We start from the raw sequence: 26,354 nt of genomic DNA on the forward strand, positions 1-26,354 counted from the left end.
AATCTGGTCGGGTGATCGCGCTGACCGCTCGGCTCTCCCCGTCCGCGCTGGACACCCGGAGGGGTGTCGTCCGGCTCCATCCCGAGGTCTTCGACGCGCTCGGCCTCACGGCGTGGGACGCCGTCCGACTCACCGGGAGTCGCGTGACCTCGGCCCTGGCCGCGGTCGCGACCGGGCGGGGAGCGGCGCCCGGCGTCATCCTCGTGGACGACCTGACCCTGTCGAACCTGGGCCTGGCCGAGGGAGCGGAGGTCGTCGTCGCGCCCGTCGAGGTCAGCGCGGCCCGATCCGTCACGGTCGCCGGGTCCCGTATGGCCGCCGCCTCCCTCCCACCGGAGACGCTCCGGCTGGCGTTGACGGGCAAGGTGCTCAGCGTGGGCGACACGGTCTCCCTCCTCCCGCAGGACGTCGCCCCGCCCTCCGGGGTGGACCTCAGCACCGCCCGTCGGAAGCTGTCCAACGCGATCGGCATCACCTGGACCAACGAACTGCTCACCGTCACGGCCACCGAGCCGGACGGTCCGGTGGCCGTCCAACCGTCCACCCAGCTCTCCTGGCGGGACGCGGCCCCGCTGCGGGACTCGACCGGGAGGGACTACTCCGCCGGCTCCCGCCCCTCGGGCAGGTTCGCGCAGTCCCCCGGTCCCACCCCGGCGGCGACCCCGGCGGGTGGCACCCCGACCACCGGTGCCTCCTCCCCCGGGGGCACGGTTCCCCGGGCCTCGGACGCCGCCCGAACGGCCACCGGCACGACCGGGGCGACCACCGCTCCGGTCCGCCCCGAGGCACCGAGCGTCAGCGACCTGGTCGGCTCCGAGGACGCCGCCGCGCGGCTCACCGAGTGGCTCCGGCTCACCTTCGAACGTCCCGAGCTGCTCGAACGCCTGGGAGCGAACTCCCGGCTCGGCGTGCTGGTGGCCGGGCCGGCGGGAGTGGGCAAGGCGACCCTGGTGCGCGCGGTGACCCGTGCGGTCGACGCGGAGCTGGTCGAGGTGTCCGCGCCCAGCGTGGCGGCCCTGGAGGCGGGCACCGCGTCGCAGCGGGTGCACGACGCCGTCGCGGCCGCCTCCGCGCACGCCGCAGCCGGCCGGAACTGCGTCCTGCTCGTCACCGACATCGAGGCCCTGGTCCCCGGCGCGAACCCTCCTCCGCTGACCACCGTGGTCCTGGACGCGCTGCGCTCCAGCAGCCACCACGGCAGGCTCGCCATCGTGGGCACCACGGCCCAGCCGGAGGGGGTGGACCCCCGGCTGCGTGATCCGGAGCTGCTGGACCGTGAACTCGTCCTGGTCCCGCCGGACACCCGAACCCGCACCGAGGTGCTGCGGATGCTGCTGCGCAGCGTTCCGCTGTCCGACGACGTCGACCTCGGGGTGATCGCCGAGCGCACTCCCGGGTTCGTCACCGCCGACCTGCTCGCGTTGCGCCGGGAGGCGGCGGTCCGCGCGGCGCTGCGGCAGCCGCCGGAGCGAGAGGGGGCGGCCACGGACACCGCGACGGCACCGGTGGCCCCCCAGGCGGAGGCGCCGGTGGAGGAGGTCGTGGACGGCGAGCTGCTCGCCGACCCGGTTGGCGAGACCCGTACCGCTCGGACCGCCGAAGGCGGTGACCTGGCGAGCGAGGTGGCCGACGCGATCACCGACGCGGAGGTCGTGGACGTGTCACCCCACGGGGAGACCCTGGCCCTGCCGGCGCCGGGCGGTGGCGGCGGGACCACGCGCCTTCCCGTGCCCCCCGACCAGGATGGCGGCGAGACGACCCGCTTCGCGGTACCACCCAGCCGGGATGACACCGTCGAGGTTCCGGCCGCACCTGCCGACCAGGCGACCACCGAGGAGCCGGTACCCGCGAGCCCCGAGACCGCCACCTCGGAGGAGGCCGGGCCCGGCTGGCCCAGCATCCGGCAGGGGGACCTGCTGGACGCGCTCTCCTCGGTCCGGCCGATCTCCATGTCCTCCTCCGACACGCTCCAGACCGGCGGGCTCACGCTGGACGACGTCGGGGACATGGCCGAGACGAAGCAGGCCCTCACCGAGGCGGTGCTGTGGCCGCTGCGCTACCCGGACTCCTTCGCCCGGCTCGGGGTCCGCCCGCCGCGCGGCGTCCTGCTCTACGGCCCACCCGGCTGCGGGAAGACCTTCCTCGTCCGCGCGCTCGCCGGCACCGGGCAGCTCAACGTGATGTCCGTCAAGGGCGCCGAGCTGCTGGACAAGTGGGTGGGCGAGTCGGAGCGGGCGGTGCGCGAACTCTTCGCCAGGGCGGCGGAGGCCGCGCCCACCCTCGTCTTCCTCGACGAGGTCGACGCCCTCGCCCCCCGCCGGGGCGGGTCGAGCGACAGCGGGGTGGCCGACCGGGTGGTCGCCGCCCTGCTCACGGAGTTGGACGGTGTCGAGCCGATGCGGGACGTGGTCATCCTCGCGGCGACGAACCGGCCCGAGCTGATCGACCCCGCCCTGCTGCGGCCGGGTCGCCTCGAGCGCCTGGTCTACGTCCCGCCGCCGGACGGTGAGGCCCGCGCCGCGATCCTGCGGTCGGCCAGCCGGAACACGCCCTTGGCCGACCAGGTCGACCTCGACGCGCTCGCCGCCGACCTCGACGGGTACTCGGCCGCCGACTGCGCCGCCCTGGTGCGGGAGGCCGCGTTGACCGCGATGCGGGAGAACCTGGAGGCCACCGAGGTCACCGCCGACCACCTGGCCGCCGCCCGGGAGTCGGTGCGCCCCTCACTGGACCCCGCGCAGCTCGCGGAACTGGAGGCCTACGCCGCCTCCCAGCGGTGACGAACCCGGTCCCAGGGGTGCGCGACCACCGCGTAGGTTGTCGGCAGACGCCGGCGCGTCGGCCGTTGGCGTGCCCGGCGGGCCGGCGGAAGCGGCGGCGCGCGCGGGATCGACCACTCTCGGGGAGACCATGTACCGACTGCTGTTCTCGCTGGTCCTGCGCCGCGTCCCGGCCGAGACCGCCCACCGGGTGAGCTTCGGGCTGCTCCGGGCCATCTGCGCCGTTCCCGGCGTGCGCGGTCTGCTCCGCGGATGGCTCGTGCCGCGCGATCCGGAGCTGCGCGTCCGGGCGCTGGGGATGGACCTCCCCAGCCCGCTGGGCCTCGCCGCCGGCTTCGACAAGGAGGGCACCGGAGCCGACGCGTTGGGGGCGCTCGGCTTCGGGTTCGTCGAGATCGGCACCATCACCGGGCAGCCGCAGCCCGGAAACCAGCAGCCGCGGTTGTTCCGACTGGTCGAGGACCGGGCCATCGTCAACCGGATGGGCTTCAACAACCACGGAGCCGCCGCCACCGCGAGGGCGCTGACCACCCGGCCCCGGTCGGGGCGGGTGGGCCTCGGGGTGAACATCGGCAAGACGAAGGTGGTGCCGGAGGCCGAGGCGGTCGCCGATTACCGGCGCGGCGCCGAGCTGCTCGCCCGGCACGCCGACTACGTGGTGGTCAACGTCAGCTCCCCGAACACTCCCGGCCTGCGGAACCTCCAGGCGGTGGAGCTGCTGCGGCCGCTGCTCACCGAGGTGCGGGCCGCCCTCGACGAGGCGGTCGCCCACCGCGTGCCGCTCCTCGTGAAGATCGCGCCCGACCTGGCCGACGAGGATGTCGACGCGGTGGCCGACCTGGCGTTGGAGCTCGGCCTGGACGGGGTGATCGCCACCAACACCACCACTGGGCGCGCTGGCCTGCGCAGCGGGGACGCCGAGGTGGCCGCCGTCGGCGCCGGCGGGCTGTCCGGAGCCCCGTTGCGGGAGCGGTCGCTGGCCGTCCTGCGGCGGTTGCGGGCCAGGGTCGGCGACCGGGTCCTGCTGGTCTCGGTGGGCGGTGTCGAGTCCGCGGAGGACGTCTGGACCCGGATCCGCGCCGGCGCCACCCTGGTCCAGGCGTACACCGGATTCATCTACGGTGGGCCGTTCTGGCCCAGGGCCGTGCACCGTGACCTGGCCCGGCGGGTGCGCCAGGCCGGGCTGCGGACGGTCGCGGAGGCGGTGGGGCTGGACGCTCCGACCACCTCCCCCGACCGGGACGACCGGCGGCGGGACGGTTCGTCCCCCGGATGATCCTCGGTGGCGAGGTGGGCGGCGGCGCGTCGGCGAGGGCGATCCACCGCCCCCGCACCCGAGGGGCCGCCCGCCCGGGGTGGGGTGAATAGGATCACCTGGACGGTTTCCGGTTCCGACGAGGAGTGGCGATGCCAGGCACCCCGGCCAACCCCGGCAGCAACCGAGCCCAGCGCCAGATCCTGGCCTTCGCGCTGGCGGTGACCTCGGGCGCCGTCGCCGTGGGCTCGGTGTGGCTCCAGCTCGCGCTGGACAGGTCGGTGCTCGGGGTGACGACGGTCGCCGTGCTGGTGACCATCGCGTTGTTCCACTGGGTCCGGTCGGCCGCCCCGGTGGGGATCGTCTTCGGCCTGCTCGGAACGGTGACCCTCGTCTTCGGCAACGGGGTCGCCGTTCTCGACCACGGCCTGTCGGTGGCGTTGGTGGTGCTGGCCGGGCTGGTCAGCGCGCTACCGGTGCCACTCGCGTGGCAGCTGCGCCAGCGCACCCCCGACGGTGACGACGTGGGAGCGGTCCCCGCCTGAGTTCCTCGGGCCGCGCGATTCCCCGAGGAGGCCGCACCCGCGCACGACCACCCCCCGGCGGCGTCGCCAGCTCGACGTGCCCCAGCCGTCCCCGGCCGTCCGCGCCGGAGTGGTCAGCGCGTCCTGGTCACCTTGTTCAGCCCCCGGGGCCGGTCCGGGTCGACTCCCCGGGCCCTGGCGAGTTCCAGGGCGAGCAGCTGCGCCGGGAGCACCTCCAGCACCGGGGCGACCTCCTCGGGAGTAGCCGGCAGGGCCACCCCCACGTCGGGTGCGGCGGACGCCGAGGCGGATCCGATCGCGGCGACGAAGGGGCCTCGTTCCCGCACCGCCTCCAGGGTCTCCAGGGTCGACGTGCCGCCCGGGCCGACGCTGGTGACGGCGAGGAGCGCGGTGTCGGCGTCGACGGCGGCGACCGGTCCGTGTAACAGGTCGGCGGCGCTGTAGGCGCGGGTCAGCAGGTAACTGGTCTCGGCGAGTTTGAGCGCCGCCTCACCCGCCGTCGCCGAGGAGTAGCCGCGACCGACGGTGAGCAGCCGGTCCGCGAAGCGCAGTCGCGAGGCGAGGTCCACGACCGGCGCGGCGGCCCCAGCCAACGCCTCGTCCGCCAGGTCCCCCAGCGGCTCCGCCCGTTCGCCGTGACCGCCTCGCAGGGCGTCGACGAGCAGGTACAGGGCCAGCAGGGTCGCGGTGTAGGTCTTGGTGGCGGCAACCGCCCGTTCCGCGCCCGCCCGGACGGACAGGGCCGCGTCGGTGACCGACACCAGGTCCGACCCTTCCGTGTTGGTCACCGCGACGGTCAACGCGCCCTGGTCGCGCGCGGTCGCGGCGACCTCGACGAGGTCCGGGGAACCACCGCTCTGGCTGACGGTGACCAGCAGGACGTCGCGCAGGTCCTGCCGAGCTCCGTAGAGGGTGGTGGTCGAGGGCGAGACGAGGCCGGCGGGCAGACCGAGCAGCGTCTCCACGAGGTACTTGCCGTAGAGGGCCGCGTGGTCGCTGGACCCCCTCGCGGCGAACAGCACGAACCGGGGACGTCGCCGGGTGATGTCCCCGGCGAGGGCCCGGATCTCCGGTCCGGCCGCCAGGAGCGTTCGGAAGACCGCCGGCTGCGCCGCGATCTCGTCCGCCATCAGGGAACCGGCCGTGGTGGCCGACGCCGCTTCCGCCTTCATACCGCCTCGTTCCGCCGGGTCAGCCGCCCCGGCCACTCAGGGCGGCCGTCGCCAACCGGGTTCGGGCACACCGGTCCGACGCCCGCAGTGGTCCAGACCAACACTACCCACCGGGGCCCGCCGTCCACCGCCGCCGACCGGGCGAGTGCCCGGCACCGGCCACCGGAGCGGGAGGCGGCGGGACCCCTCCTCGGCCTGGTCGGGCCGCCTTCGACGGCCCCGTGCCGGGGATCGCGCGGACGGAGGAAGATCGGAGTCACCCTGTGACAACGTGGGAACCGAGGGAACGGCTCGGCATCCTGGAGAGCACAGGCAGGCCGGACGTCACCGAGGAGGAGGCCATGCTCGACGCCACACCGCCGTGCGGGGAAAGCGGGAGCCGGACCGGGCACACCCGGGAGCCCAAGTACTGGGGGCTCAAACGGCACCTGCTCGAGCTGCTCCGGTCGATGCCCGCCGGAACGCCCATCCCCACCGAGAGATCGCTCGCGACCGAGTTCGGCCTGTCCAGGACGACGGTCCGCCAGGCGCTCGCCGATCTCACGGTCGAGGGGCGTCTCCTCCGGATCCAGGGCAAGGGGACCTTCGCGGCGGAGCCGAAGGTGGCCCAGCGCTTGCAGCTCTCCTCCTACACCGAGGACATGCTCGCCCAGGGCATGCGACCGCAGTCCCGGCTGCTCGCGGCCGAGGAACACCCGGCGGAGACGGAGCTGGCCAGGCTGTTGGACGTCCGGCCGGGCGCCAAGCTGCTCCGGCTGAAACGCCTGCGGCTCGCCGACGGCGAACCGATGGCCATCGAGACCACCCATCTCCCCCTGGGCCGTTTCCGGGGCCTGCGCCGCTGCCTGAGCGAGGGCGACTCGCTCTACCAGGTGCTGCGGAACCGGTTCGACGTCCGCTTCGGCCACGCCACGGAGACGATCGAGACCGCCCTCGCGGCGCCCGAGGAGGCCGAGTTACTCGGGGCGGACGTGGGCCTCCCGATGCTGTTGCTCTGCCGGCACTCCTTCGACGCCGAAGGCCACCCCGTCGAGTGGGTGCGCTCCCTCTACCGGGGGGACAGGTACAAGTTCGTCACGACCATCAACCCGCCCGACGGGGCTGGCGGACTCGCGCCCGGGAACCGGGACGACACCCCAGTTAGCCCAAGTGGGCGATATCACCATCCGCCAACCGGGGGATAAATCGGCACGTCTTCCTCGTTGTCATCCCGAGGCCCGGGTGGGGCCGGAAACGGAGCGCGACCACGAGGGGACCCATGCGCGAGCAGCACGACCAGGAGCTCACGACCCGACTGGCGCGCCAGGGCGGCTCCCCGGCTGAGGACGGGGAACCGGCGGAGCGGCGGGGCGCGTTCGGGCTGTCCGGTGCCCAGATCACGGCCGGCGCGCTGGCCGCGGTGACCTCGGCGGTGCTGGGCTCCCAGCTCGGGGTGGCTGGCACCGTGGCCGGAGCAGCCGTCGCCAGCGTGGTGTCGACGGTCGGTGGCGCGGTCTACCAGCGCTACCTCGAACGGACCGCCGAGACCGTTCGGGCGACCGCCGCCAGGGCCCCGCTCGGTCGACGCCGGCAACGCACCGCCGGCCGAGCCGTCGGCGACGGGCGGACAGGCCCGGTCGCCAGCCCGTCCCACCCGGTCGGTCCCCGCTCGGCGACCGAACCGACCACGCGGCTGACCGTGCCGCACCCGAGCCCCGGGGCACCGACCGCCCGGCTGGCGGGCCCTCCGCCGCGCGACGCCGGCCCGCCCGACACGCCGATCCGAGGCGAGGCGAGCGCTCGGCCGCCCGACACGGAGCTCCTCGGGCAGGGCGTCGGCGGGCACCGGGACGCGGACAGCACGGCCCTCCTGCCGACATCGGCCGGGACGAACCGCCTGCCGACCGACGGACCAGGGGAGAAGCCCCCTCGTCGGCGACGTCCCACCCGGATGATCGTGGCTGGCGGGGTGCTGTCCTTCCTCCTCGCGATGGCGGCCATCGTCGGCGTCGAGCTCGTACGGGGCGAATCCCTCTCCGGCGGTTCGACCGGAACGTCGATCAGCGGCATCCTCGGCGGTGAACCCCTCTTCCGCCGGGACGACGTGCCCCCGCCGGCCGAGCAGGACCCGCCAGCGGGCGGGGCGGACGTCGTCGACCCGCCGAACCCGGCCCCTCCCGCCGGGACCGGGACCACTGGTGCACCCGAGGTTCCCACCACGTCCGGCGAGGAACCCGGGCGGGAACCGGCCGGGAACGAGCCGTCCGAGACCGAGCCGCCGCCCACGACCACGGAGGCACCGGCCGAGGACGAGCCGGAAGGGGCGGGGGAACAGGAGGACGACCAGGAGCCGGCGCCGGGAGCGCGGCTGGAGATCCCGGACCGGGTCCCGGCCACCTGAGTCCCGCACGAGCCGATTTCCCGGGTGGACCGTTCCTTCCCCCACGGGCCCCGGTGGCGAGTCCAGCGACCCGCCAGCTCGTCGGCGAACCGCCGGTGGCCGTCCTGCCGTTCCAGGACGGCCCGGCCCCGGGTACCCGCAGCCGGTGCGGGGTGGTGCCGGCGGTGCCGGCGTCCACCGGTTCCTCCTCCCTGACCAGCGCCTCCAGTGCGGCACCCGTGGCACGCGCCTGGTCGCGCGGCGCGCGCCACCGCCCGGGTCAGCCAGGCCGCGGCGGCCTCCGCCGGAGTCCTGTTCCGCCCGGGCCGCTCATCGGCCCGAGCACCGCGTTGGAGCGACAGCCGCACCACGGCCGGGGAGCCGCGCTCCACGGCGGCGAGCAGCGCTCCACTGCGGCGAGCAGCGCGCCGTTCCCGTTCCCGTCCACATCGGGGGTCGGGGTCCGCGTCGACGGCGGGCCGAGGCGACCGCCTCCACCCGCCCCTGGGATGCCGCCGAGAAGATCGGCCGAGGGTCCACTCCCCTTGCTCCCCCCGTCCGGAGCCCCACCCGGCGTCGAGCAGCGCGGCCACGGTCGCATCGGGCCCCAGCCGGCGGCGCACCACGCGTTCTCGCCGTCCTCGTCCGCCAGGCCAGGTCCACATGGCACGGTTCGGCCGCCCGGTACGCGTCCCGCTCAGGACGGCCGCCGTCATCCCTCCGCCACGTTCTCGGTCATCCACCACCAGTAGCGCCCCCGTGGGGCCTTCCGGGGATTCGCCCGATATCGCCACGGAGAAGGCGCGGGAACATGCGCGTGATTGGTAGGTCACTTCCCGTCCGCGCGGTAAGCGATGCCGGTAACTCACCAACTTGACCACACACACGTTCACCACTGTGTGCACTAGATCAACACCATGGGTTACGAAAACGGCGCGTCTATCCGCCGTCCAGCCGTTTCTTTGACTCCGAATGATGGCTTCCGGACAGCAGTAACGGCTTAATAACGTCTAGCTACCGGATGGTAATCATCCGTAATGGTCTGAAGTGGAATCGACAGGGAAGGGCGACCGAGCACACAGCGGCGCGGCGTCCGGACAGTCGTCCTCCGCCAGGCGCGAGTCGATGAGACCGCTGATCCCCTCGACCGGGGTTCCCACGACCCCGGTCCGCTACGAGTTGAGACCCGCGGGCGGGCCCCTGCCAAGAAACCGCCCGCGGGGTGTCCCTGCACTCGTGAACAAGGAGACATCTAGTGAATCGGAGAATCGCGGCGCGCGTTACCGGAGCGGTCGTGCTGGCCGCCGGAACGACCGTTGGCCTCACCCTCCCCGCCACCGCCGACCAGGAGGCCCCGGCCCCGGTCAGCGCCGACCAGGAGGTCCTGCTCGCCATGCAGCGGGACCTCGGCCTCGACGCCGCCGAAGCCGAACTCCGCCTGGCCCAGGAAGCGGCCGCGGCGACCGCGGAGGAGACCCTGACCCGCACGTTGGACGGCGTCTTCGCCGGCGCCGTCTTCGACGCCGAGCGGGGCGCGCTCGTCGTGGCCGTCACCGACGAGGCGGAGGCGAGCGCGGTGCGGGCCGCCGGTGCGGTGCCTCGCGTGGTGGAGCACACCCTCGTCGAGCTGGAGTCGGTGAAGTCGGCCATCGACCAGACCGCGTCCAGCCAGGGCGCCCCCGCCGGGGTGAGCAGCTGGGCGGTCGACGTCGAGACCAACTCCGTCGTCGTCACCGTGGACCCGGAGCTGCGGGACGCCGAGGTGGACGCCTTCCTCGACCGGGCGGCCAGCGACGGCACCGTCCGGGTCGTCGAGGAGGCCAACTCCACGCCGGTCCCCTTCGCCGACATCGTCGGCGGTGACGCCTACTACCCGGGCGCCTCGCGCTGTTCCGTCGGGTTCTCAGTGGACGGCGGGTTCGTCACCGCCGGCCACTGCGGCACCGTCGGCACCAGCACCTCCGGGGTGAACCAGCAGTCGCAGGGCACCGTCGCCGGCTCGATCTTCCCGGGCAGTGACATGGGCTGGGTGGAGACCAACTCCAGCTGGACGCCGACCGCGGCGGTCAACGACTACGACGGCGGCACCGTCGCCGTCAGCGGTTCCTCCGAGGCCGCGATCGGCGCCTCGGTCTGCCGTTCCGGCTCCACCACCGGCTGGCACTGCGGCACCATCGAGGCCAAGGGCGTCACCGTCAACTACCAGGAGGGCGCCGTCCACGAGATGACCCAGACCAGCGCCTGCGCCGAACCCGGCGACTCCGGTGGTTCCTGGCTGAGCGGTAGCCAGGCCCAGGGCGTCACCTCCGGCGGCTCCGGCAACTGCACCCTGGGGGGCACCACCTTCTTCCAGCCGCTGAACCCGATCCTCTCCGAGTTCGGGCTGAGCCTGACCACCTCCTGATCCCGAGCGGCCCAGTCGCGGGTTTCTGACAAAAACTGTTCGGTTCGTCAACGGGCGGCCTCCTCCGATCGGGGGAGGCCGCCCGTTGACGTGCGTGCCGCACGCGGGACCGGGCGGAACGGGTGCTCGGCATCCGGTCCAGGACCAACCCCCGTTCGGACCATGACTCGTTCACCGGACAACGACCGAAACAGCGGTACGACAGCGGAACGCCATTACGGGACGTGAGCGCCGGTCCGACGACTGTGACGGTTTTTCCCCGATTGGCGGATATCCGTAACACGATCCTGAGCCAAGACTTTCACTCCAACGGGGGCCTGGATGAACCGGCGGCGACGCCGGTGTGAACGGAGAGGACCCAGTTGTTCACGTCGGACACCCACTGACGACGCCGTCCAGGTCCACAACCGAGCTCACCTCTCACCGCCACAGCCGAACCGCGGAAGCCCATGAGCCAGGGCTGTTGGTGCCCAGCCCAGTCGCGCCGACCGGCACGGCCCAGTCCACCTCGGACGAGGCACCTCCGGGGCGGGGCCTCTCGCCAGACCCACTCCCCTCCCCGGATATCCCTGCACCCCTACAAGGGAGACGCGAAACATGAGGAACAGATCCTTGGCCCGCATCGCCGGTGCCCTGGTCGCGGCCGCCGGCACGGCCACCGCGCTGGCCCTGCCAGCCGGCGCGGACACCCCGGAAGGACCCGACGCCACCGTGGCCTCGCCGGAGATGCTCTCGGCGATGCAGCGGGACCTCGGCCTGACCGAGCAGGAGGCACTCACGAGGGTCGCGGTGGAGGCCACCGCCGTCGAGACCGAGGAGGAGCTGCGCGCGAGCCTGGGTTCGTCGTTCGGCGGGGCCCACTTCGACGGGGACACCAACACCCTCGTCGTCGGCGTGACCACCGCCGAGAAGGCCGACGAGGTTCGCGCCGCAGGGGCGACCCCGGAGGTCGTGGCCTACAGCGCCGACAGCCTGGACGGCGTGGTGTCGACCCTGAACGAGACCACCGAGGTGCCCGACGGCGTCACCGGCTGGTACGTGGACACCGCCGACAACACCGTCGTGGTGACCACCGCCCTGGGCAGCGGCGAGGCGGCGGCGGACTTCGTCGCCGACTCCGGGGTCAACGCCGACGCGGTGACCGTGGTGGAGAGCACCGAGCAGCCCCGGACCCTCTACGACATCATCGGCGGCGACGCCTACTACTTCGGTGGCTCCCGTTGCTCGGTCGGCTTCTCCGTGTCGGTCGGCTACGTGACCGCGGGCCACTGCGGTGGGGTCGGTACCGCGACCCAGGGCTACAACCGCGTCTCCTCCGGCCAGGTCGCCGGCTCGGTCTTCCCGGGCAGCGACATGGGTTACGTCCGGACCAACGCCAACTGGACCCCGCGTCCCCTGGTGAACCGCTACAGCGGCAACACCACCGTCACCGTCAGCGGCTCCACCGAGGCCGCCGTCGGCGCCTCCATCTGCCGGTCCGGCTCCACCACCGGCTGGCGCTGCGGCACCGTCCAGGCCAAGAACCAGACCGTCTTCTACGCCCAGGGCGCGGTCAGCGGCCTGACCAGGACCAACGCCTGCGCCGAGGGCGGTGACTCCGGTGGTTCCTGGCTGAGCGGCAGCCAGGCCCAGGGCGTCACCTCCGGTGGCTCCGGCAACTGCACCTGGGGCGGCACCACCTACTTCCAGCCGCTCAACCCGATCCTCTCCCGCTGGGGCCTGTCCCTGACCAGGGGCTGATCCGGGCACTCCTCCGCACTCGTGAACACGGGCCGCCCATCCCGACCGGATGGGCGGCCCGTCCCGTCGGAACACCCGCCGCCCCGGCGCGGCGCGCGCCACTGATCGACCCCGGGTGCGTGGCGGCCCAGCACCGCCCGGACGCGGACCGGGGGAACGCACTCCCCCAGCCACCGAGCAGGACCACCCCCAGGGAGCAGCCATGAGAGGAACTTTCCGCGCACTGGTCACCGGAGCGGCCGTCGTGGCGGCGCTGCTCGCCGCCAGCGGCGGCGTGACGGCGGCGCCGTCCCCCTCCGCCGGCACCGGCGGTGAGATCCGCGGCGGGGACGCCTTCCTGGTCGACACCGGCCGCTGCGTCGTGGGCTTCACCGTGACCGAGGGCTTCGTCGCGACGAGCCGGTGCGGCCCGGTGGGAGGTGAGGTGCGCACCACCGGAGGCGAACTCGTCGGCGTGGTCCGGGGCAGCACGTACCCCGTCCCCGGTGGTGCCTGGGTGGAGACCACCGACGCGTGGACCCTGAGCCCGAGCGTCGGTCGCGCCGGCGGCGGCACAGCGGTCCTCGGTTCGACCCTGGTCCCAATGGGTGGCGCCGTCTGCGCCACCACCTCGACCTCGGGCTGGCGGTGCGGGAACGTGCTGGCCCACGACCAGTCGGTGGCGTTCCCGGAGGGCACCGTCTCCGGTCTCACGAGGACGACGCTGTGCTCCGACCACGGCCGTGACGAGGGGACGCCGGTCGTCAGCGGCAACCAGGCCCAGGGCGTGCTCCTGCTCGCGAGTGGACCGTGCCCCGGCGGCGGGGGAAGCGACCACGTCCTGCCGGTCAACCCCCTGCTGGCCGCCTGGGGCCTCACGCTGCGCACCGCCTGACGAAGCCCGCCCCCTCAGGCCGGGGGCAACCGCTTCCGCAGGGCTGAGGCGGCCTCCCGGGGATCGGCCGCCTCGGTGATGGCCCGGACGACGACGATCCGTTCCGCTCCGGCGTCGAGGACCTCGGACAACCGCTCCGGGCCGATACCGCCGATGGCGAACCAGGGCCGGCCGTCGGTCCCCCAACGCCGCGCCGTGTGGCGCACCAGGTCGAGCCCGGCGGCCGGTCGGCCCGGTTTCGTCGGGGTGGTCCAGCAGGGGCCCACGCAGAAGTAGTCGACCCCGGGCTCCACCGCGGCCGCGTCCGCCTGGCCCCGGTCGTGGGTCGACCGGCCGATCACGACGTCCTCCCCGACCACCCGACGCGCCCACGAGACCGGCAGGTCGTCCTGCCCGAGGTGCAGCACGTCGGCCCCGGCCGCCAACGCGATGTCCGCCCGGTCGTTGACCGCGAGCAGCGCGCCGTGCCCGGCGCACAGCTCCCCGATCGTCCGCAGCGCCGCCAGTTCCTCCCGAGCCTCCAGCGGCCCGGACCGGCCACCCTTGTCCCGCAGCTGCACGACGTCCACCCCGCCGGCCAACGCGGCCGCCACCACCTCGGCGAGGTCGCCCCTGTCCCGGCGGGCGTCGACGCACAGATAGAGCCGGGCGGCCGCGAGCCGAGCCCGTACCCGCTCTCCCGTCAGTCCTGGCATACCCGTGAGCCTAGGAGACGCGTCGCGCGGGTGACGACGTCCGTGGGACCCCACCCGGCCGACCTCCCCGGGCGGGCGGGTGGTTCCCGGCCCCGCCGCCGGGTTACGGTGAGGGCAGTCCGCACGGGAGTCTGGGGCACCAGGCTGAGAGGGGGCCTGCCGGCCCCGACCGTGGAACCTGATCCGGATCATGCCGGCGCAGGGAGCGTGGTGAGTGGTGTGTCATCGGTGAATCGAACGAACCAGCTGGTCGTCGTCGGCGCCGGGGTGATCGGCAGCGCGGTCGCCTGGCACGCGGCCACCGCCGGCTGGTCGGTGGTCGTGGTGGGTCCGGAACCGGCCGGCACCAGTTCCTCCTGGGTGGCCGGTGGGATGCTGGCCCCCGTCTCCGAGGCCTGGCCGGGGGAGGAGATCTCCCTGCGACTCGGCTCCGCGTCGCTGGAGTCCTGGCCCGCGTTCGCCTCGGCCGTCTCGGTGGCGGCGGGAGGCTCGGCGGACCGCGCGCCGGGTGGCCCGCTGCTCTCCGCCGAGGGCGGCCTCCTGGTCGGAGTGGACGGTGCGGACCGGGCCGACCTGGAACGGCTGGCCCGCTACCTCGCCGCGCGCGGCCGGGAGGTGACCGCGCTGTCCGGGCGGGAGGCACGCTCGCTGGAGCCGGCGCTGGGGCCGGCGGTCCGCCACGGGCTCCACGTGCCCGGCGACCTCGCCGTGGACAACCGGCGTCTGCTGTGGACGGTGCGCGCCGCCGCGCGGGCCGCCGGTGCCGTGTTCGACACCGATTGGCTCGCGGAGGAGGCACGCGGTGGCCGGGTGCTGCTGCGCCGCGCCACGCGCGTGGGTCCCGGCGGGCCGCCCCGGCTCGACGTGGGCGGTGGCGAGGACGGGGAGCGTGGGACCCGGGAGTGCGACGTGGTCGTGCTGGCCGCCGGCGCGTGGTCGAGCCAGCTGCACCCCGGGCTGGAGCGGTTGATCCGCCCGGTGAAGGGCGAGGTGATCCGACTCGCCGCGACCCCGGGCAGCCTGCCACCGCCCCGGCGCGTGATCCGAGGTTCGGTGCACGGCCGCACCGCCTACCTGGTGCCCCGGGACGGCGGCCGCCTCGTGGTGGGCGCCTCCCAACGGGAGAACGGCTTCGACACCTCGGTGACGGCGCGGGCGGTGCGCGAGCTGCTGACCGACGCGGGCGCGCTCGTCCCCGCCCTCGACGAGTACGAGGTCACCGAGACCATCGCGGGCCTGCGACCCGGCAGCCCGGACAACGTCCCGCTGGTGGGCGCGCTCGAACCCGGGCTGCTGGTCGCCAGTGGCCACCACCGCAACGGCCTCCTGCTGACGCCGGTGACGGTCGAGCTGGTCGGCCGGCTGCTCGGGCTGGCCAGGGCGGCGTTCACCTCGGCGTCGACCGACGCCGAGGAACTGCTGTCGGCGACCGACCCGGCGCGTTTCGCGACGGTGGGCGGGGCCGACCACGTGGAGGAGGTGCGGTGATGCGGGTGCTGATCAACGGCCGCGCGCACGAGCTCGCCGAGTCGTGCACGGTCGCGGGGGCGGTGGCCGCCGCCGGCGCACCGGCGCGGGGGACCGCGGTCGCGCTCGACGGCCAGCTGGTCCCCCGCGCCGAGTGGACGCGGACCGAGCTGACGCCCGGCGCGCGGCTCGAGGTGCTGACAGCGGTACAGGGAGGGTGAGGTCGATGGACGACGTGCTGGAGATCGCCGGTCGCCGCTTCTCGTCCCGGCTGGTGCTGGGGACGGGCGGGGCCGCGAACCTGTCGGTGTTGGAACGCGCGCTGGTGGCCTCGGGAACCGAGCTGACCACCGTGTCGCTCCGCAGGGCCGACACCTCGGGAGGCCCCGGAGTCCTCGACCTGCTCCGCCGGTGCGGGGTCGGGGCGCTGCCCAACACGGCCGGGTGCCGCAGCGCGGCGGAGGCGGTGCTGACGGCCCAGCTCGCCAGGGAGGCGCTCGACACGAACTGGGTCAAACTGGAGGTCGTCGCCGACGAGGACACGCTGCTCCCGGACCCGTTCGAAACGCTGGACGCGGCCGAACGACTGGTGGCCGACGGCTTCACCGTCCTCGCCTACACCAACGACGACCCGGTACTCGCGCGCCGGCTGGAGGACGCGGGCTGCGCGGCGGTGATGCCGCTCGGCTCACCCATCGGTTCGGGTCTGGGCATCCGCAACCCGCACAACATCGAACTCATCGTGAACCGCGCGTCGGTGCCCGTCGTGTTGGACGCCGGCATCGGGACCGCCTCCGACGCCGCCCTGGCCATGGAACTGGGCTGCGCCGCGGTGCTGCTCGCCACCTCGGTCACCCGAGCCGACGAACCGGAGCGGATGGCGCGGGCGATGCGGGACGCCGTCCGGGCCGGTCGGGAGGCACGCCTGGCCGGTCGCATCCCCCGGCGGTTCTGGGCGCGGGCCTCCAGCCCAGCCGTCGAGGGCGGGTGGTGAGACCGCTCCGCCGGCGCGGGCGCCGCGCCCGTCCTCACCAGGACCGGTACCGGAACGCGTGCTCGAAGGCGGCGTCCGGTGTCGCCTCCTGCTCGGCGTCCTCGGAGAGCTCCCTCCCCAGCTCGACCAGCTCGTCCACCGCCAACCGGGACAGGTAGGCGCCCTCGACGACCGGCCCGGCCAGCAGCTCGATCCCGGCGAGGTCCGGTCGTTCCTCGCGGGGAGCGCGGCGGCCCACCTCGCTCAGTTCCTCGTCGGCCAGGCGCAGCACGGGCGTGAGACGCTCCCGGACCTCCTGGGGGCGGAACGCGACGCCGCCGACGGCGGCCCGCAGGGCGTCCAGCGCCGCCCCCGCTCGGCGGGCGGCCTCCTCGGCGGACGGGCCGGCCTCCTCCAGCCGCGCTGGCAGCCCGAGCAGGTCCTGGGTGCGTCGCAGGGACCGCACGTAGGCACCGCGCAAGGCCCTGCGACCTTCCGAGGTGTCCCGTGCCCCGTAGGCGCCTCGCGTGAGTTCGCCGACCGCCAGCGCCGCCATCCGCGTGGTCCGGCCGACGTTCGGCAACGAACTGCTGGGCAGCACGAGGTAGCTGGCGTAGCCGAGGATCAGTGCCAGGGTGGCCCCGACGGCGGTGATCGCGCCGAAGCTGACCAGGACGGCCGCCACGGGCCGTTCGGTGGCCGGGACCTGGACGAGCAGCACGACGGCCACCACACCGGACATGAGCAGCGGGAAGCTGGTCCGCAGCACCGACACGCCGGCGATCATGGCGAAGAGCGCCACCGGGATGAGCACCCACGGCCAGGGCAGCAGCGCGACCAGCCCGGCCGCGAGCGCGACACCGACGACCGAGGCCCCGGTCCGCTGCAGGCCCCCCTCCATCGTGTCGCGGGTGATCGGCTGGAGGACGAGGTAGAGCACCAGCAGCATCGGGGCCGCGGACGGCGTGTCCAGCCACAGGGTGATGAACATGCCTCCGGCGACCGCGAGCGCGCAGCGGAGCGAGTGCCGGAACAGGGAGGACCGGAAGGAGAGGTGCGCGGTCAGCACGCCGAGGGCGCGCAGCAGCACGCCCCGCCACGACGGCCTCGCCAACCGGTCCGGCTTCCGGTCGACCACGGCGCGGCGGACCCTGTCCAGGCCGGACCGCACCATCCCCACCGCGGGGGGCAGCTCCGCCCCGCGTTCCGCGAGCACCTTCGCCGCCGGGTCCAGCTTCGCCATCGCCGGTAGCCCGGTGCAGGCGGGGGCGGTGACGGCCGCCGCCAGCTCCCCAGCCACCAGCTCGGCGTCGCTGGCGATGGTGCGGAGCCTCCGCGCCTCGACCCCGGTCGACCTCGCCGCGCCGGCCAGCAGCATGGCCCGGCCGGCCCGGTACTCGGCGGCCCCCGCGAGCACCTCACCCAGCCAGGCCCTGGTGCCGTCGGCTCGCCACACCCGGGCGGCGTCGTGCAGCCCGCCGGGGGTCTGGTCGGTGAGGGCCGCCGCCACGGCGGCTCGGGTGGGTCCGGACGGGTCGTCCTTGCCCGCGGCGATCCGGACCACGACGGCCAGCAGCACACCGCAGGCCCCGCCCGCCGCCAGGAACACCGGGTCCTGGCCCGCGCCCAGGCCGGTGGTCAGGGCGAGCAGGGTGGTGGTGGCCATGACCTGCCCGACCCGCAGGTAGCCGCTGCCCAGGGCGGGCAGCATGCCCGCCCCCAGGACGACCAGCGAGGCCACGACGATGGCCGGTGGCCCCTCCAGGGACGGCCCCACCGCGACGACGGCGGTGAGGAGCGGCCCCAACCACACCATCGCTCTCAGGTCGGCGCGCAGCGGCCCGACGCTCGCTCCGACGAGCGTGAGCACCGCCACGAGCCCACCGAGGACGGCCACCCGGTCCAGGCCGAGCGGCACCGCGACGCCGGTGGCGAGTCCGACCGCCACGGCCGTCATCACGAGCTGCCGAACCGGCAGCTCCACGCTCAGGCGAGTTGACGGTCGCGACCGTATGCCTGTCAGCACCCAACCAACCACGACGAGAATGTTCCCTGATCAACTACACGAAGTGACCGCACCACACGCTCAGCGGGCAAGGACCACCCGAGAGTAGGAAAAGGTCTGGCCGACCGTCCTGCCGCCACGGCAACCCCCCGATCTCGTGCCGGGCCCCACCGCGCCATCCCCTGCCGCTCCCCGGGAGCGGCCCTCGGGCGCACGGGGCACCTGCTCTGTTATTGCCCCCGGAACGCGGAGCGTTACGGCGACGTCCACGGGAGGCGCCGGTGTCCCGGTGCCGCGCGGAGGCCCAGCGGGGAAGGGGTGACCGACGGGGGCGGCGGCGGGGCCGAGCCACCCCGTCCAGGGCCCTTCGCGGCGGGGACGGGGATGAGGCGCTCGACCACACCGCGCTTTCGCCCCACTCAGCGACGGTCCCTCCCCGTGGGGAGGACACGCGACAGGATCATGACCGCGTTGCCGGGACTTCACGCCGCGATCGGGCTACCCGATCGCCCGACCGGCGGACGGTACGGCGCGACCGGTGTGCGGTTGTGCGGCCCCGCGCACCCGCCGGCCGAACGCCCGGACCCCCGGAGCGGCTCTCGAGCCCTGGCCGGGAGACCGGCCGAGGCGGGTGGGGCGGGGGTGGTGGTAGGCGGCGCCACCGCCCGACCGGGCGGGGCCCCTCCGTTCACCGCCCGGCCCCGCGGCGCGCCCTCGCGCCCCACCGGGCGGCGGGGTCGGCGCCACGGGGAGCGGCCGGGGTGACCGGTGACGTCGGGCCGGGCCACCGGCTGACCGAGGCGGGCCCCGCGCCGAACACCACCAGAACGATCACCGGGAGTGATCATCGATCAGCCTTTGGTTGATCACCTGGCTGGCGGTAGGGCCTCGGGCACCCGCCCCGCCACGACCGGGGCCCCGGCACCGGGGCGGCCCGGCCGCCCCCAGCGGTGCCTACCCGGTGGGAGTCCCGGCGGGTCTTCCGGTGACGGGGGACGGACTCACCACGGGACGTCGGAGACCCGCCAGAACGCCGAGACGGGCCCGACGCCGCCGCCGAGCGGATAGGCGGCGGCCACCGCCCGCATGATGTACCGCTTGCCGACCCGCACCGCGTCGACGAGGTCCCGCCCCTGGGCCAGGGCGGCGGTCACGGCCGCGGCGAGCGTGTCGCCGCCGCCGTGCGTGTGTTCCGTCGGATGACGCGGGCCCGGCAGCTCGATGACCTCACCACCCGCGCCCACGAGGAGGTCGACGCAGTCCGAGTCGGCGGCCAGGTGCCCCGCCTTGATCAGCACCCACCGCGGTCCGAGGGCCAGCACGGCCTCGGCCGCCTTGCGCAGGTCCGCGCGCCTGGTGACCTCGACACCGGTCAGCAGCCGCACCTCGTCGAGGTTCGGGGTGGTCAGCGTCGCCCGAGGCAGCAACACCTCCCTGACCGCGCCCAGCGCGCTGTCCGCCAGCAGGGAGTCGCCGTGCATCGAGGCGGCCACCGGATCCACCACGAGCGGGATCTCGGCCGCCCGGCCGATCCCGAGCTCGTCGCACGTCCCCGCCACCGCCTCGATGATCCCCGCGCTCGCCAACATCCCCGTCTTCACCGCGTTCGCGCCGATGTCGGTGGTGACCACCCGGACCTGGTCCCGCACCGTCTCCGCCGGGATCTCGTGGAACCCGCTGACGCCGAGCGAGTTCTGGACGGTCACGGCGGTGATCGCGGACATGCCGTGGACCCCGCAGGCGAGGAAGGTCTTGAGGTCGGCCTGGACACCAGCGCCGCCGCCGGAGTCCGAACCCGCGATGGTCAGGGCGGTCCGGGGCGTCACCCCTGGGCCGGGGGTCGACCGGGGGCTCATCGCTCCACCACCGGCAGGTAGACCGAGCCGCCACTGGCGGTGAACTCGGCCGCCTTGGCCCTCATGCCCTCCTCGACCGCCCGCTCCGTGGTCAGGCCGCGTTCCTCCGCGAACCGCCGCACGTCCTGGCTGATGCGCATGGAGCAGAACTTCGGTCCGCACATGGAGCAGAAGTGGGCGGTCTTCGCCGGTTCCGCCGGCAGGGTCTGGTCGTGGAAGGCCCGGGCCGTGTCCGGGTCGAGGGCCAGGTGGAACTGGTCCACCCAGCGGAACTCGAAGCGTGCCCTGGACAGGGCGTCGTCCCGCTCCCGGGCCCGGGGGTGGCCCTTGGCGAGGTCGGCGGCGTGCGCCGCGATCCGGTAGGCGACCACACCGGTCTTGACGTCGTCCCGGTCCGGGAGCCCGAGGTGTTCCTTGGGGGTGACGTAGCACAACATCGCGGTACCCGCCCGCGCGATCATCGCGGCTCCGATGGCCGAGGTGATGTGGTCGTAGGCCGGGGCGATGTCCGTGGCGAGCGGGCCGAGGGTGTAGAAGGGCGCCTCTCCGCAGAGCTCCTCCTCCAACCGCACGTTCTCCTCGATCAGGTGCATCGGGACGTGCCCCGGGCCCTCGACCATCACCTGGACGTCGTGTCGGCGCGCGACGTGAGTCAGTTCCCCGAGGGTGCGGAGTTCCGCGAACTGCGCCTCGTCGTTGGCGTCGGCGATCGAGCCGGGACGCAGGCCGTCCCCCAGGGAGAAGGTGATGTCGTACTCGCGGAAGATCTCGCAGAGTTCCTCGAAGTGCGTGTAGAGGAAGCTCTCCTCGTGGTGCGCGAGGCACCAGGCCGCCATGATCGAACCGCCCCTGGAGACGATGCCGGTGACGCGGTGGGCGGCCAACGGGACGTACCGGAGCAGGACACCGGCGTGGACCGTCATGTAGTCCACGCCCTGCTCGGCCTGTTCGAGGACGGTGTCGCGGTAGACGGGCCAGGAGAGCCGGGCTGGGTCCCCGCCGACCTTCTCCAACGCCTGGTAGATGGGCACGGTGCCGACCGGGACCGGGGAGTTCCGCAGGATCCACTCCCTCGTCTCGTGGATTCGGCGACCGGTCGACAGGTCCATGATGGTGTGCGCGCCCCATCTGGTGGCCCACACCATCTTCTCCACCTCCTCCTCGATGGAGGAGGTGACCGCCGAGTTGCCGATGTTCGCGTTGACCTTGACCAGGAACCGCCTGCCGATCACCATCGGCTCCGACTCGGGATGGCGACGGTTGGCCGGGATGACGGCCCTGCCGGCCGCGACCTCGTCGCGCACCAGCTCCGGCGGGACTCCCTCCCGCACCGCCGCGAACTCCATCTCCGGGGTGACCACACCGGAGCGCGCGAGGGACAGCTGGGTGCCACCGCCGGTGGCCTCCCGGTCGGTGATCCACGTCGTCCTGAGCGGTTCGAGCCCGCGGCGGACGTCCACGGTCGCCTCGGAGTCCGTGTAGGGGCCCGAGGTGTCGTAGAGGTCGAGGTGTTCGCCGTTGGTGAGGGTGACCCGGCGTTGGGGGACGCGCAGCCCGGACGGCGTGCTGACGTGCACCTTGCGCGATCCGCTGATCGGACCGGTGGTGACCCTCGGGTTCCCGGACTCCCCGAGGTCGAACGGAACGGACTCGGCCGCCATCGCGGCACCTCCCTACGCCGGCATTACCCGGACAGGTTCATGCGGTCGGCGACACCCGTGCTCCGGCACGAGTCGCCCTCTCAGCCCGCTCTGGCGCGAGCTCCCGCGTGTGTTCGGTTGTCTTCGGCCGAGGCTAACGGCCAGGCGCGGCACCCGTAAAGACCGCGATCGTGCGCGGCCGGGCCCGACCACGAGCCCAGCCGGTGCGCCGCACGGTCACGGCCGACCCGCCCTCGGGGCCGGCGGGCGGCACGGCGGCGCACCCGCCCCCGGCGCGACCGCCCGTCCGTCCGCCGTGGAGGAGCGGTGGCTGCCGGGACGCGCGGCGGCTGCCGGGCGCATCGGCGCGCGGAGGGACCCGGCCCCGGCCGGCGGGCCGAGGCGCTGCCCGGTGTCCCGCCGCCACCCGGCCCGCGCGGGGTACCCGCCATCGGGACCGGGACCGGCCCCAGCCCGCTGGAACGGAACGGGACCGATCAGCTCTGCTCCCGCGCCGACTCGGTGGCGGGGTCCCACGACAGCCCGGGCCGTCCCCACTGGTTGGCCTTGAGCGCCCGTCGGGCCTCCCGCTTGTACCGGCCGATGAGCCGGTCCACGTAGAGGTAGCCGTCGAGGTGGTCGGTCTCGTGCTGGAGGCAGCGCGCGAAGAACCCGGTTCCCTCGACCACCACGGGCTCGCCGTGCTGGTCCTGCCCGGTCACCTTCGCCCAGCGCGCCCGTCCCGTCGGGAACGCCTCACCGGGCACGGAGAGGCAGCCCTCGTAGTCGTCGTCGGGATCCGGCATCCCCTCGGGGATCTCGGAGGTCTCCAGCACGGGGTTGGCGACCACGCCGCGGTGCCAGTCGCCCTCGTCGTCATGGCAGTGGTAGACGAAGATCCGGAGGTCGATCCCGATCTGGTTGGCGGCGAGTCCGACACCCTCCGCCGCCGCCATCGTCTCGAACATGTCCTCGACGAGCCGGGCGAGTTCGTCGTCGAAGGTCTCCACCGGACGAGTCGGCTGGTGCAGCACGGGGTCGCCCGCGATCCGGATGGGGTGAACGGCCATGCTGGTGACCCTATGCGTTCGGTCCGAACGGGGGACACACCGGTCGGCCCGCTCCGCCGCCGCCGGCGCGCGCACGATCCTCGGACCAGGGGCGCGCCCGTTGGGAGAGCGTTGTCCCAGGGCAGGGCCATTCACCGAAGGAGTGCCGCCGCTGACCGCCCGCGTGTCGATATCGGCTGCTCGTGACGGGCTGACATGATGTAATGACACGGAATGACACGAGTGTCATTCGCTGGACGCCAGGATCTCGGACCGTCAGGCGAGGAGCCCAGATGGACGCCGCAGGGGAGGCTCTGCCACCCACGCCGGAGCCGGACTCTGGAGTCAGCGCTCTCGACCGCGCCATCCTCGCATTCGAGAGCCAGTGGTGGAAGTACGCGGGCACCAAGGAGCAGGCGGTCCAGGAGTTGTTCGGAATGTCCCCGGAAGGCTACTACGAGCGACTGGACGTCCTGATCAACCTGCCGGCGGCGCGTCGTGCCGATCCCATGCTCGCCCGACGGTTGTCCCGCCTGCGAGGGAGCCGGCGCCGCGCCGGCACCGCGCGGGGGCTGGGTTTCGATCCCCAGTAGACCAGGAATCCCCAGCGAGTCCAGACCACGATCGCCCTGGAGGCCCGTCCCGTGAGCAATGTCGATCCCGCTGGTTCGGCACGTCCGCTACGAATCGCCGCCATCGGCATGTTCGCGGTCGCGATCCTGGCCCTCGTCGTCGGAGTCGTCAGCCTGACCCAGGACGACGGTGAACCGACCGCCGCGGAGAGCACGCTGACCTCCGGGGCTGGAACGTCGAGTGGCTCGCCGTCCCCGACCGGCCCGGCCCCGGAGTCCGGGTCCTCGTCTCCGGAGTCCTCGGAGGACGCCGACGAGACCGAGGGGCCCGAGGGGACGGCGGAGGGCGGCGCACCGGGGGACGAGCCCGGCGCGCCGGAGGGGACCGAGGGCTCCGAGGGGGGATCGGGGTCCGACTCCGAGGACGCCGGACCGGGATCGACCGCCTCCGGCGACGACGGCGGGGAGCTGCCGGAACTGCGGGTGTACAACAACAGCACGGTGCGGGGCCTCGCGAACCGGGCCGCCGGCGACTTCCGCGACTCGGGATGGGACGTGTCGGAGGTGGGGAACTACTCGTCCGGCGTGATCCCCTCCACCACCATCTACTACCGGCCCGGCACCCCGGAGGAGCAGCTGGCCGGCGAGATCGGCGCCGCGTTCGGCATCCCCGTGGAGCCGAGGTTCGACGGCATCCGGGACGCCGCCCCCGGGGTCATCGTCATCGTCACCAACAACTACGGGCAGACCTCGACCGATCCGAAGTAGACCGGACGCCGACCCTCGGGACCAGGGCGGGACACACCGGCCCCGGCTCGGTTGGCGGCCGGGGGAGCCCGCCTCACCGAGGGGGTTGGGTGAGACGGGCATCCTCACGGTACCTCTGAACGGAGTAGCCGCGCCGACCCCGCGGTGACCCACCTGGCGCGTACCCGAGGTCACCCTCGCGCCAACGGGTGACCCGGGGCGGTCCGTGCCGGATACTCGCAGCCAGGAGGTGCCGATGAACACTGCCGCGGAGTTCGTGCTCGGCCTCGACGTCGGGGGTACGTCCACCCGCGCCCTGCTCGCCGGCCTGGACGGCACGCGGGTGCGGGTGAGCCGCCGAGGTGGCGGCAACCCGAACGCGCACCCCCCGGAGATCGCCGTCCGGGAGGTCGGTGCCGCGATGCGCTCGGCCCTCGGTTCGCTCGACCCGGGTCTGGTCCGGTACGTGGTCCTGGGCCTGGCGGGGGCGAGCAAGATGACCGACCCCAGGGTTCGGGAGCTGTTCGACGAGTCCTGGCGGTCGCTGGGACTCCGCTGCCCCGTCGACGTCATCGACGACTGCGAGGTCGCCTTCGCCTCGGCCACGGCGGAGCCGACGGGCAGTGTCGTGATCGCCGGCACCGGATCGGTGCTGGGAGCGGTCGACCAGGGTCGTCTCGTGCGGACGGCGGGTGGCCACGGCTGGTTGCTCGGCGACGAGGGGTCGGCGTTCTGGCTCGGGCGGGAGGCCGTGCGGCTCACCCTGCGCGAACTGGACGCGGACAGCCCCGGCGGGGCGCTGTCCCACGCCGTCCTCGCCGCGCTGGTGGTGGAGGTGCCGGGCGGTCTCCCCCCGGACAGGCGCGATCGCATCACGCTGAAGCAGCGGCTGCTGACGGCGGTCAACGGTCGGCCACCGATCGACCTGGCCGCCCTGGCGCCGCTCGTCGACACCTCGGTCGGGGAGGGGCACGCGCCGGCGGCGGAGATCGCGCGGGCGGGAGCCCTCGCGCTGGCCACCGGTCTGGCGCTCATCCGGCCCCCCTCGGACACGACGCCCCTCGTCATGGGCGGCAGCGTCCTCGGCGAGGGGACCTCGGTCGGGGCGGTCGTCCGGGCGGAACTGGCGCGCCGCTGGGGCGGCACTCCCCTGGCGGCGGGCGACGCCGCGGCCGGCGCGGCCTGGCTCGCGCTGAACCGGCTGGCCGGACGCCGTCAGGCGCGGATCACCCACCGCCGGCTGCTCGGCCACGACCAGGACCCGGTGCTCTCCCCCTGACCAGGCGACGTCCCGGCACCACCGCTCAGCGCTCGGTGGCGCTCTCCTCCTGGCCACCGGGGCCGGCCACCGCCGGTGAGGTCGCCTCGCGGCCGACGTCGGGGGAATACGGAGTGGATGGCTGCTGGTCGGCCAACGACCCGTTCCCGGCTCGGCCGCCGTCCCGGGGTGGCGGGGCGCCGGTACCTCCTTCCGCTTCCCGGGGGTGCCGGATCCCCGGGTGTTCGGTGGGAAGCGCGCGCCGCAGCACCCACCAGCTCACGGCGAGGCAGAGCGCCACCAACGGCCAGCTGAGCACCACCCGCGCGGTGAGCAGGGGGCCGACCAGCCCGGCCAACCAGAGGGGGAGGAACACGGCGACCCGCACGAGGTACTGGCAGACCCAGATCCAGCTCGCGAGGCTGTAGGCGCGCAACAGCGCCGGGTCCCGACGCCACCGGGTCCGCTGCCCGAGCACGCCCCCGACCACCACGCCCAGCAACGGCCAGCGGATCAGGATGCTGGCCGCCCACACGACCACGCTGCCCACGTTCGACATCAGCTGCGCGAGGAAGAAGTCCTCCGGGCGGCCGGTGTACAGGGCGATCACCGTGGCGAGCCCGACACCGAGCAGCCCCAGCACGACGGCGCGGGGACGGTCGCCGCGCCGTAACCGCCACAGCGCCACGGCGAGTCCGACGACGAGGGCGGCGGCCGCGCCGGCACCCACCGACGAGTCCCCGAGGAACCACCCCCCGGCGAACGCGACCGCGGGCGCGGTGGCGTCCAGTGCCCCTCGGCGACCACCGAGCACGGCGGCCAGCGACTCCTGCTGCGCGGGCGCGGCCCTGACCTCGGCCACGTCCTCCCTCGGCTGCTCGGTCACGCCTCCAGCCTGCCCGATCCGGTCCGGCGGGACCACGCCTGGTCCGTCACGTCCGGGTCCCGCCCTCCCCTCGGGGA

General features: G+C 74.1%; 21 protein-coding genes and 1 riboswitch. Of the genes, 14 read left to right on the forward strand and 7 right to left on the reverse strand.

The window, feature by feature from the left end; translation table 11 throughout:
• The first annotated feature begins 11 nt into the window (after positions 1-11).
• From G443_RS14335 to G443_RS14345, 3 genes are all read left to right on the forward strand, one after another.
• The gene (locus G443_RS14335; RefSeq protein ID WP_245588683.1) at positions 12-2,780 is read left to right on the forward strand and encodes an AAA family ATPase; all 2,769 of its coding nucleotides are present in this window, start codon (positions 12-14) and stop codon (positions 2,778-2,780) included.
• Between the two features lie 130 nt (positions 2,781-2,910).
• Positions 2,911-4,056 carry a quinone-dependent dihydroorotate dehydrogenase gene (locus G443_RS14340; RefSeq protein ID WP_051313387.1) on the forward strand — a complete coding sequence of 382 codons (1,146 nt, stop codon included), beginning with the start codon at positions 2,911-2,913 and terminating at the stop codon, positions 4,054-4,056.
• Positions 4,057-4,187: 131 nt separating this feature from the next.
• Entirely contained in the window at positions 4,188-4,580 is a 393-nt protein-coding gene (locus tag G443_RS14345) for a hypothetical protein (RefSeq protein WP_026417549.1), read from the forward strand.
• Between the two features lie 113 nt (positions 4,581-4,693).
• Here the strand turns inward: G443_RS14345 and G443_RS14350 are convergent, their stop codons facing one another.
• A complete protein-coding gene (locus tag G443_RS14350; protein ID WP_035274192.1) occupies positions 4,694-5,752 on the reverse strand; it encodes an SIS domain-containing protein in 1,059 nt (352 codons plus the stop codon).
• 341 nt (positions 5,753-6,093) lie between these two features.
• On the opposite strand from G443_RS14350, the gene G443_RS14355 reads away from it, so the two are divergent.
• The 5 genes from G443_RS14355 (at position 6,094) to G443_RS14375 (ending at position 13,129) form a co-directional block, all read left to right on the forward strand.
• The gene (locus G443_RS14355) at positions 6,094-6,936 is read left to right on the forward strand and encodes a GntR family transcriptional regulator (RefSeq protein WP_081715245.1); all 843 of its coding nucleotides are present in this window, start codon (positions 6,094-6,096) and stop codon (positions 6,934-6,936) included.
• A gap of 74 nt (positions 6,937-7,010) precedes the next feature.
• Entirely contained in the window at positions 7,011-8,132 is a 1,122-nt protein-coding gene (locus G443_RS14360) for a hypothetical protein (protein ID WP_026417551.1), read from the forward strand.
• A gap of 1,234 nt (positions 8,133-9,366) precedes the next feature.
• Positions 9,367-10,515 (forward strand): S1 family peptidase, encoded by a 1,149-nt coding sequence (locus tag G443_RS14365; RefSeq protein WP_026417552.1) that lies wholly within the window; start codon positions 9,367-9,369, stop codon positions 10,513-10,515.
• A gap of 597 nt (positions 10,516-11,112) precedes the next feature.
• Positions 11,113-12,255 carry a S1 family peptidase gene (locus G443_RS14370; RefSeq protein WP_026417553.1) on the forward strand — a complete coding sequence of 381 codons (1,143 nt, stop codon included), beginning with the start codon at positions 11,113-11,115 and terminating at the stop codon, positions 12,253-12,255.
• 202 nt (positions 12,256-12,457) lie between these two features.
• Positions 12,458-13,129 (forward strand): S1 family peptidase, encoded by a 672-nt coding sequence (locus G443_RS14375; protein WP_155886025.1) that lies wholly within the window; start codon positions 12,458-12,460, stop codon positions 13,127-13,129.
• Between the two features lie 14 nt (positions 13,130-13,143).
• Here G443_RS14375 and thiE read toward each other — a convergent pair whose 3' ends face one another.
• Positions 13,144-13,824, reverse strand: coding sequence for a thiamine phosphate synthase (gene thiE / locus G443_RS14380; protein WP_026417554.1), 681 nt, complete (start codon positions 13,822-13,824; stop codon positions 13,144-13,146).
• Between the two features lie 113 nt (positions 13,825-13,937).
• Positions 13,938-14,046, forward strand: a riboswitch (TPP riboswitch).
• A 6-nt stretch (positions 14,047-14,052) separates the two neighbouring features.
• Here thiE and G443_RS14385 point away from each other — a divergent pair.
• From G443_RS14385 to G443_RS14395, 3 genes are read left to right on the forward strand one after another with little or no spacing between them, the layout of a single operon-like run.
• Positions 14,053-15,312 carry an FAD-dependent oxidoreductase gene (locus G443_RS14385; RefSeq protein ID WP_026417555.1) on the forward strand — a complete coding sequence of 420 codons (1,260 nt, stop codon included), beginning with the start codon at positions 14,053-14,055 and terminating at the stop codon, positions 15,310-15,312.
• Positions 15,312-15,512: a sulfur carrier protein ThiS gene (thiS, locus tag G443_RS14390; protein WP_026417556.1), complete on the forward strand. Its 201-nt coding sequence runs from the start codon at positions 15,312-15,314 to the stop codon at positions 15,510-15,512. Before G443_RS14385 ends, thiS begins: the two co-directional genes overlap by 1 nt.
• Before the next feature lie 5 nt (positions 15,513-15,517).
• Positions 15,518-16,285, forward strand: coding sequence for a thiazole synthase (locus tag G443_RS14395; RefSeq protein ID WP_026417557.1), 768 nt, complete (start codon positions 15,518-15,520; stop codon positions 16,283-16,285).
• Between the two features lie 34 nt (positions 16,286-16,319).
• On the opposite strand, the gene G443_RS14400 is transcribed toward G443_RS14395, so the two are convergent.
• The 4 genes from G443_RS14400 to G443_RS14415 form a co-directional block, all read right to left on the reverse strand.
• Positions 16,320-18,248 carry an FUSC family protein gene (locus tag G443_RS14400; RefSeq protein WP_051313391.1) on the reverse strand — a complete coding sequence of 643 codons (1,929 nt, stop codon included), beginning with the start codon at positions 18,246-18,248 and terminating at the stop codon, positions 16,320-16,322.
• A 1,022-nt stretch (positions 18,249-19,270) separates the two neighbouring features.
• Positions 19,271-20,125 (reverse strand): bifunctional hydroxymethylpyrimidine kinase/phosphomethylpyrimidine kinase, encoded by an 855-nt coding sequence (thiD, locus tag G443_RS14405; RefSeq protein WP_035291313.1) that lies wholly within the window; start codon positions 20,123-20,125, stop codon positions 19,271-19,273.
• Complete coding sequence (gene thiC, locus G443_RS14410; RefSeq protein ID WP_026417559.1) at positions 20,122-21,786, reverse strand: phosphomethylpyrimidine synthase ThiC; 1,665 nt, start codon at positions 21,784-21,786, stop codon at positions 20,122-20,124. Before thiC ends, thiD begins: the two co-directional genes overlap by 4 nt.
• Positions 21,787-22,262: 476 nt before the next feature.
• Complete coding sequence (locus G443_RS14415) at positions 22,263-22,835, reverse strand: peptide deformylase (RefSeq protein WP_026417560.1); 573 nt, start codon at positions 22,833-22,835, stop codon at positions 22,263-22,265.
• Between the two features lie 272 nt (positions 22,836-23,107).
• Here G443_RS14415 and G443_RS14420 point away from each other — a divergent pair, with 272 nt between their 5' ends.
• The 3 genes from G443_RS14420 to G443_RS14430 all read left to right on the forward strand — a co-directional run bounded on the left by G443_RS14420 (position 23,108) and on the right by G443_RS14430 (position 25,412).
• The gene (locus tag G443_RS14420) at positions 23,108-23,407 is read left to right on the forward strand and encodes a DUF3263 domain-containing protein (protein ID WP_016698464.1); all 300 of its coding nucleotides are present in this window, start codon (positions 23,108-23,110) and stop codon (positions 23,405-23,407) included.
• Positions 23,408-23,458: 51 nt separating this feature from the next.
• Positions 23,459-24,154 carry a LytR C-terminal domain-containing protein gene (locus G443_RS14425; RefSeq protein WP_026417561.1) on the forward strand — a complete coding sequence of 232 codons (696 nt, stop codon included), beginning with the start codon at positions 23,459-23,461 and terminating at the stop codon, positions 24,152-24,154.
• Between the two features lie 235 nt (positions 24,155-24,389).
• A complete protein-coding gene (locus G443_RS14430) occupies positions 24,390-25,412 on the forward strand; it encodes an N-acetylglucosamine kinase (RefSeq protein WP_035291315.1) in 1,023 nt (340 codons plus the stop codon).
• Positions 25,413-25,437: 25 nt separating this feature from the next.
• On the opposite strand, the gene G443_RS14435 is transcribed toward G443_RS14430, so the two are convergent.
• Complete coding sequence (locus G443_RS14435) at positions 25,438-26,277, reverse strand: DUF3159 domain-containing protein (protein WP_081715246.1); 840 nt, start codon at positions 26,275-26,277, stop codon at positions 25,438-25,440.
• Between the last annotated feature and the right edge of the window lie 77 nt (positions 26,278-26,354).

The organism is Actinoalloteichus caeruleus DSM 43889, assembly GCF_000429185.2.
GTDB lineage: Bacteria > Actinomycetota > Actinomycetes > Mycobacteriales > Pseudonocardiaceae > Actinoalloteichus_B > Actinoalloteichus_B caeruleus.